The sequence below is a fragment of the Mesorhizobium sp. M2A.F.Ca.ET.039.01.1.1 genome, from assembly GCF_003998035.1.
GTDB lineage: Bacteria > Pseudomonadota > Alphaproteobacteria > Rhizobiales > Rhizobiaceae > Mesorhizobium.
Window position 1 is genome coordinate 1 of the sequence record NZ_RZRY01000353.1, and the last position, 6,649, is coordinate 6,649.

7 protein-coding genes are annotated in these 6,649 nt (G+C 67.2%); 5 read left to right on the forward strand and 2 right to left on the reverse strand.

All coding sequences use genetic code 11. The features are described 5' to 3' along the window. The coding region (locus tag EOA24_RS23385; protein ID WP_127410105.1) for a GtrA family protein at positions 1 to 348 on the reverse strand (348 nt) is incomplete at its 3' end. Positions 349 to 359: 11 nt separating this feature from the next. After that, positions 360 to 1,364, reverse strand: a complete 1,005-nt coding sequence (locus EOA24_RS23390; RefSeq protein WP_126080214.1) for a glycosyltransferase — start codon at positions 1,362 to 1,364, stop codon at positions 360 to 362. A 125-nt stretch (positions 1,365 to 1,489) separates the two neighbouring features. On the opposite strand from EOA24_RS23390, the gene EOA24_RS23395 reads away from it, so the two are divergent. The 5 genes from EOA24_RS23395 to EOA24_RS23410 form a co-directional block, all read left to right on the forward strand. Further along, a complete protein-coding gene (locus tag EOA24_RS23395; RefSeq protein ID WP_245467307.1) occupies positions 1,490 to 3,001 on the forward strand; it encodes a GtrA family protein in 1,512 nt (503 codons plus the stop codon). Next, the gene (locus tag EOA24_RS43220) at positions 2,943 to 3,290 is read left to right on the forward strand and encodes a hypothetical protein (RefSeq protein ID WP_245467306.1); all 348 of its coding nucleotides are present in this window, start codon (positions 2,943 to 2,945) and stop codon (positions 3,288 to 3,290) included. Before EOA24_RS23395 ends, EOA24_RS43220 begins: the two co-directional genes overlap by 59 nt. Positions 3,291 to 3,536: 246 nt before the next feature. Further along, positions 3,537 to 4,886 (forward strand): EAL domain-containing protein, encoded by a 1,350-nt coding sequence (locus tag EOA24_RS23400; RefSeq protein ID WP_126083626.1) that lies wholly within the window; start codon positions 3,537 to 3,539, stop codon positions 4,884 to 4,886. A gap of 263 nt (positions 4,887 to 5,149) precedes the next feature. Next, positions 5,150 to 5,917, forward strand: a complete 768-nt coding sequence (locus tag EOA24_RS23405; RefSeq protein ID WP_126080213.1) for an SDR family oxidoreductase — start codon at positions 5,150 to 5,152, stop codon at positions 5,915 to 5,917. After that, the coding region (locus EOA24_RS23410; RefSeq protein ID WP_245501836.1) for a 2-dehydro-3-deoxygalactonokinase at positions 5,914 to 6,649 on the forward strand (736 nt) is incomplete at its 3' end. The genes EOA24_RS23405 and EOA24_RS23410, both read left to right, overlap by 4 nt.

The window sequence follows — 6,649 nt, forward strand, 5'->3', positions numbered from 1 at the left end:
GCCCAGGAAGGACAGCGTCATGGCAACGATCGAGGCGATGGCGAGCGCTGCCAGCGGCGGCAGGGCCGGCAGAGCGAGCAGGACGGCGCAGTAGACCAGATAGTTGACGATGCTGGTGGCGATGCCGACGCCGCCATAGCGGGCGCCTTCCTCAGCGATGCTCCGGCTCGACGGCGCGAAGGTCACATGGCGGTTGATCTGCCACGTGACGCAGAGCGCGAAGCCGATCGACAGCACGCGCGCCGAAAGCGCGCCAAGCGGCGTGGCGGCAAGCAGCAGCCAGAGCGCCGCCGCATCCGCGGCGAAGCCGATGCCGCCGGCAAGAGTGAAGCGGAAGAGGCGGCCCACTATGCCGCCCCCTATGCCGCCCTTGGGGCCTTGCCCGGCTCGCTTTTCGGCGAGGCCTGTGCCGGTACCCCGCGCTCCGCCCGGGCTGAGGAAATCGACAGGTAGAAGATGCGCTTCTGCTCGGCGCGGCCGCGCGAGACCGAATCGAGGATCAGCCCGGTCATCATCGAGAGCATGGCCAGAAGCAGCATGCCGATCGACAGCACCCAGGTCGGCATCCGCGGCACGAGCCCTGTCTCGGCGAATTCGATGACCACCGGGATCATCAGGCCGATGCTCGCCGCCAGAAAGAACAGCGCGAAGGTGCCGAAGAAGCGCAGCGGCTGCGTCTCCTTCACCAGCATGGCGAACATCCACAGGATCCTGGCGCCGTCGCGGAAGGTCGACAGTTTCGACGACGAGCCTTCCGGGCGGCGGCCGTAATCCAGCGCCATCTCGCTCACCGGCAGCTTCAGCTGCGAGGCATGCACCGACATCTCGGTCTCGATCTCGAAGCCGCCGGACACGGCCGGGAAGCTTTTGACGAAGCGGCGCGAAAACACCCGGTAGCCGGAGAAGATGTCGGTGAAATCGGTCCCGAACAGGCCTTTGTAGAGCCGGTTGAAGATGTGGTTGCCGAAGGCGTGGCCGTTGCGGCCGGCATCGTCGGTCACGCCGCGCCTGGTGCCCACCACCATGTCCGAGCGCTCGGTCTGCAGCACGTTGATCAGCTGCGGCGAGTCTTCCGGCGCATAGGTGCCGTCGCCGTCGGCCATCACATAGATGTCGGCATCGATGTCGGCGAACATGCGCCGCACCACATTGCCCTTGCCCTGGCGCGGCTCGCGCACGACGATGGCGCCGGCTGCGCGGGCCTTCAGCGCCGTGAGGTCCTTGGAATTGTTGTCGTAGACATAGATCGCGGCCGACGGCAGGGTCTCGCGGAAGCGCCGCACGACCTCGCCGATCGTGAGCTCCTCATTGTAGCAAGGCAGGAGCACGGCGATGACCGGCTCGTGGCGGACTGCATGCGGCATGTCTGTCTCCGGGCGCCCGACCAGCCTCCGGCCGGCCTGATGCCGGTCCCGTCGAGCCGTTTTACTATTTATTGAAGCCGTTAAGGCTAGGTTTAAACCGATCCTCTCCCGTCAAAGGTCACGGCATGGGCACAGCCGAGAACGGCGCCGCCGCGTGGAAATCCGACCTCGTGCTGGCACTGCTTGCCGCCCTGCTCGCGCTCGCCGCCGATGCGTGGACCGGCTTTGGCCAACTGACTGATGCCGGCGGCGACAACGACAATCTGCTGCGCCTCGTCGAGGTCCGCGACCTGCTTGCCGGTCAGGGCTGGTTCGACCTTCACCAGTATCGCATGGGGCTGGAAGGCGGCTTCGTCATGCACTGGTCCAGGCTGGTGGATGCGCCGATCGCCGCGATCGTGCTTGCCGCCTCGGCGCTGACCGGCAGCAGGCCGCTTGCCGAGGACGTGGCGCAGGTGCTGTGGCCGGCGCTGCTCTTCTGGTCGACCCTGTTCTTCACCGCTCGCGCCGCGCGCAGCTTCGGCGGCGCCGGCGCGGCGCTGCCCGCCATCCTGGTCGGCGGCGCCGGCTATTATTTTCTCGGCATTTATGACCCCGGCGCGCTCGATCACCACAACGTCCAGCTGATGCTCACCATGGCGAGCCTCGCTTTGCTGCTCGAGGCGCCTGCCTGGCGCTGGGCCGCGCTGTTGTCCGGCCTCTCCGCGGCGCTGACGCTCGCCGTCGGCATGGAAACCGTGCCCTATGTCGCCACCATCGGGGTCTGCGTGTCGCTGCTGTTCGTCGCCGATCCGAGCGGCGAGCGGACAATCGCCCGCGATTTTGGCCTCGGCTTCGCCGGCGTCGGGGCGCTTGTCTTCGTCGCCACCATCCCGCCCTCCGCCTGGGGCGTGGCTGAGTGCGATGCCTTCTCCGTCGCGCAGTTCGTCGTCGCCGCCATCGCCGGCGTCGGGCTGGCGGCGATCGCCTTGGTCGAGCCCGCCGCCGGCAGCCGGCAGCGCGGGCTGGCGTTGCTTGCCGCGCTGGGCGTCGTCCTCGGCGCGGTCGTGGCGGCGCTGTTCCCGCAATGCCTCTCGGCGCCCTATGCCAATCTCGACCCGCGCCTGAAGGAACTGTGGCTCGACCATATCGACGAGGCCCAGTCGCTGTTCACGCAGCTCGTCCATGATCCGGCGCGCGTTGCGGCGCGTTATGCGACGCCGCTGGTCGCGATCATCCTGATGGCGTTGCGCTTCCGCCGTGGCGGCTGGCGGCGGCAGGACAGCCTCGTCGCGGCGCTGCTCGCCGTCTCCTTCGTGGTCGGCGCCTGGCAGCTGCGCGGCACCACCTTCTCGATCGCCTTCGCGGTCATTCCGCTGTCGGCCTGGATCGCGAAATGGCGGGCGCGGGCGGAAGCCGGCTCTTCGCCCGGCGTGGCGCTGCGCCTCGCGGCCGTCTGGCTGGTCTCGATCAACCCGGTCTGGACCGGCGTTGCCGCCGCCGCCTCGGTGGCGTTCGAAAAAAGGACCGGCTGTCGCCGACCGCGGCGCGATGGACAAGGCCTGCCAGAAGAAGGCCACCTTCGCGCCGCTTGGCGGCATGACCGGCACGACCGTGCTTGCGATCTCCAATCTCGGCGCGCCGATCCTCGTCTATAGCGGCCACAAGGTCTTCGCTGGCCCCTATCATCGCAACGTCGCCGGCAATCTCCTGGCGCTGGACGCCTTTCTCGGCTCGGCCGATGACGCGCGGCGGATCGTCGAGGCGCATCGTGTCGGCCTCGTCGCCATCTGCCCCGGCAATGGCGAGAGCCGGACCCTGACCCAAAAGGCGCCACAGGGCTTCCTGGCCGGGCTGCTGCGCGGCAGCGTGCCGGACTGGCTCGAGCCGGTCAGCGAGACCAAGGGCAGCCCGATCGAGCTCTATCGCGTCAGACAAGCCGGTTAAACGAAAGCGCAAGCGGCGGGCGCGATCGCACGGCCGGAAGCGAATCTGGAAAGAGTATTCGACATCTATATTAGAAGTTTCGAATGAAAGAATATTTTGGAGCGGATCGGAAGTCCTTGTCCAAGGCTGAACCGTTGCCGGCGGCGCAAGCAACTCCTGGACGAAGGAAAATCGATTTTCCGATACTTTTCCTAAACGCTTTGGTGCCAGTCTGATGAGAAATACCGACATCAGAACAGGGACATGATGCAAACGACGTTTGGCACCGGTCAGCCAGGCAAGGAAAACACGGATCTGGCCTTCACGGATTCGTTGACCGGGCTCGGCAACCATCGTCGCTTCTTCGACAAGGTCGATCGCCTGATCAGCGACCGCGCCGACGATCCCGCGCCCTTCACCGTCGGCATCCTCGACCTCGACGGCTTCAAGCCGATCAACGACCTGTTCGGCCACAAGGCCGGCGACGACATCCTGATCCAAGTGGCGATGCGCCTGCGCGCCTCGATGGATGGCTATTCCACCGTCTGCCGAATCGGCGCCGACGAGTTCGCCTATCTCTACCCGATGGTGTTCTCCGAGGAGCAGGCGGCCGAGAAGTCGCGCATGCTGATCGAGATATTGTCGGCGCCCTATGACGTCGGCGAGCGCACCGCGAGGCTCTCGGCCTCGGTCGGCTGCTCGCTCTTCTATTCCGGCGACGAGACCACCGAGATCCTGATCAACAAGGCCGAGACCGCGCTTTATCACGCCAAGCGCTCGGGCCGCGGCCGCGTCGTCGTCTACACGCGCGAGATGGAGGAGGCGGCCAAGCGCGTTACCCGCATCGAGCAGGCGCTGCGCCGCGCCGTCTCGGCCGGCGAGGTGGAGCCGCATTTCCAGCCCATCGTCGATTTGAACAGCCGCCGCACCATCGGCTTCGAGACCCTGGCGCGCTGGACCGACCGCGACCTCGGCGTCGTGCCGCCATCCGTCTTCATCCCGATCGCCGAAGAACGCGGCATCATCGGTCCGCTGTCGCAGCTGGTGCTGCGCAAGGCGACGGAAGCGGCTCGCAGCTGGCCCAAGGATCTGTTCCTGTCCTTCAACCTGTCGCCCTCGCAGCTTGTCGACCAGAACACCGGCCTGCATATCCTGGCCATCCTCGAGCGCACCGGCTTCGACCCGCGCCGCCTGGAGATCGAGATCACCGAGACCGGCCTGATGAACGATCCGGCCTCGGCCGAGAAGATCGTCGAGGACCTGCGCCGCGTCGGCATCCGCGTCTCGCTCGACGATTTCGGCACCGGCCAGTCCTCGCTCGGCCGCCTGCGCGAGTTCCATTTCGATAAGCTCAAGATCGACCGCGCCTTCGTCTCCTCCATTCTCGACGACCGGCCCTCGGAGCACATCATCCGAGCGATCCTGGCCATGTGCGAGGGGCTCGGCATGGATGTCGTCGCCGAAGGCATCGAGGACGAGGCGCAGGCCGACCGCCTCGTCCAGTTCGGCTGCGCCGGCGGCCAGGGCTATCTGTTCGGCAAGCCGGCCGATGCCGACGCCACGCTCGGCTATCTGCGCGATTCCTATCGCGGCGCGCTGCATGCCAAGGCAATCTGACAACAGCTTTGGGAATCGCATAGGGCGGCGCTAGCCCCCTCATCCGGCCGCTTCGCGGCCACCTTCTCCCCATCGGGGAGAAGAGACTGGCGCCGACGCCGGCAATCTCCTCTCCCCTCGGGGAGAGGTCAGCCGAGCGAAGCGGAGGCTGGGTGAGGGGGAGTGCCGCATTTGTCGGACATAAGCTGCCGAATCCGCCTTTTCGCCCTTGCCCCCCGGCCCGGCGTGGCTAGGATGCGCGCCGGCCAAAGGGAGAAGAAATCATGATGCCATCGGCACGCTTTGCCGACCTCGACGGCGCCTCGGTGCTGATCACCGGCGGCGGCTCCGGCATCGGCGCGGCGCTGACCGAAGGTTTCATGCGGCAGAACGCGAAAGTCGCCTTCATCGACATCGCCGAGAGGCCAAGCACGGCCCTCGCCGACCGGCTGGAGAAGGAGCTCGGCCGCCGCCCGCTCTATCTCAAGGCCGACCTGCGCGACATCGCGGCGCTGCGCGCCGCCGCGGCCAAGGCGGCCGAAGCGCATGGCGACGTGACCGTTTTGGTCAACAACGCCGCGCTCGACGATCGCCACGCCGTGGAAAACGTCACGGTCGAGTTCTGGGACAACAATCTCGCCATCAACCTGCGGCCGCATTTCTTCACTGCGCAGGCCGTGGCGCCCGGCATGAAACGCGCCGGCGGCGGCTCGATCATCAACTTCACCTCCACCTCCTATCTGATCAACCATCCCGACATGCCGGCCTACACCGCGGCCAAGGCGGGCATACTCGGCCTGACGAAAGGCCTCGCCGGCAAGCTCGGCGCCGACCGCATCCGCGTCAACGCGGTGGCGCCAGGCTGGGTCATCACCGAGCGCCAGCGCGAGCTCTGGGTCACCGACGAGGGCCTCGCCGCCCATGTCGCCAAGCAATGCATCAAGGACGTGATGCAGCCCGACGACATGGTCGGCACGGTGCTATTCCTGGCATCCGACGCCTCGCGCATGCTGACCGCCCAGATGCTGATCGTCGACGGAGGCTTCCTGTGAGCGCGACACCGGCAGTCGCCGCGCTCGACTGGGGCACGACCAGGCTGCGGGCCTGGCTGCTCGACAATACCGGCAACGTGCTTGCCGAGCGGCGCGGCGACGACGGGCTGATCACCGCTCGCGAAAAAGGTTTTGCCAAGGTGCTGGAAGGCCATCTGGCAGCCATGGGCGCGTCGGAGGCGCTGCCGGTCGTCATCTGCGGCATGGCCGGCTCGCGGCAGGGCTGGATCGAGGCGCCCTATCTCACCGTGCCGGCGCCGATCGGCGCGATTCTGCGCGGCGCCGCGCGCATCGAGGGCTCGCGCCGCGACATCCGCATCGTGCCCGGCCTCGCGCAGCGGCTGGCCGACGCGCCGGATGTCATGCGCGGCGAAGAGACCCAGCTTGCCGGCGCCGGTTTGCCGGCAAAGGGAAGGCATCTCGTCTGCATGCCCGGCACCCATTCGAAATGGGTCGCGGTCGAGCACGGCGCCGTCGGAGGCTTCGGCACCTGGCCGACCGGCGAATTGTTTTCCGTCTTGGCTACGCACTCGATCCTGAAACATTCGCTGGGCGAGCATCCCGCTCCGGTCGCCGCCGACAGCCCGTTCTTCCGGCAATGGTGCGAGCGGGCCCTGGGCGAGGGCGGCGACGTGACCTCGAAGCTGTTCGCTATCCGCGCCGCCGGGCTTCTGCAGGATTTGAAGCCCGCCGACGCGGCGGCATGCCTGTCCGGACTGCTGATCGGCGGCG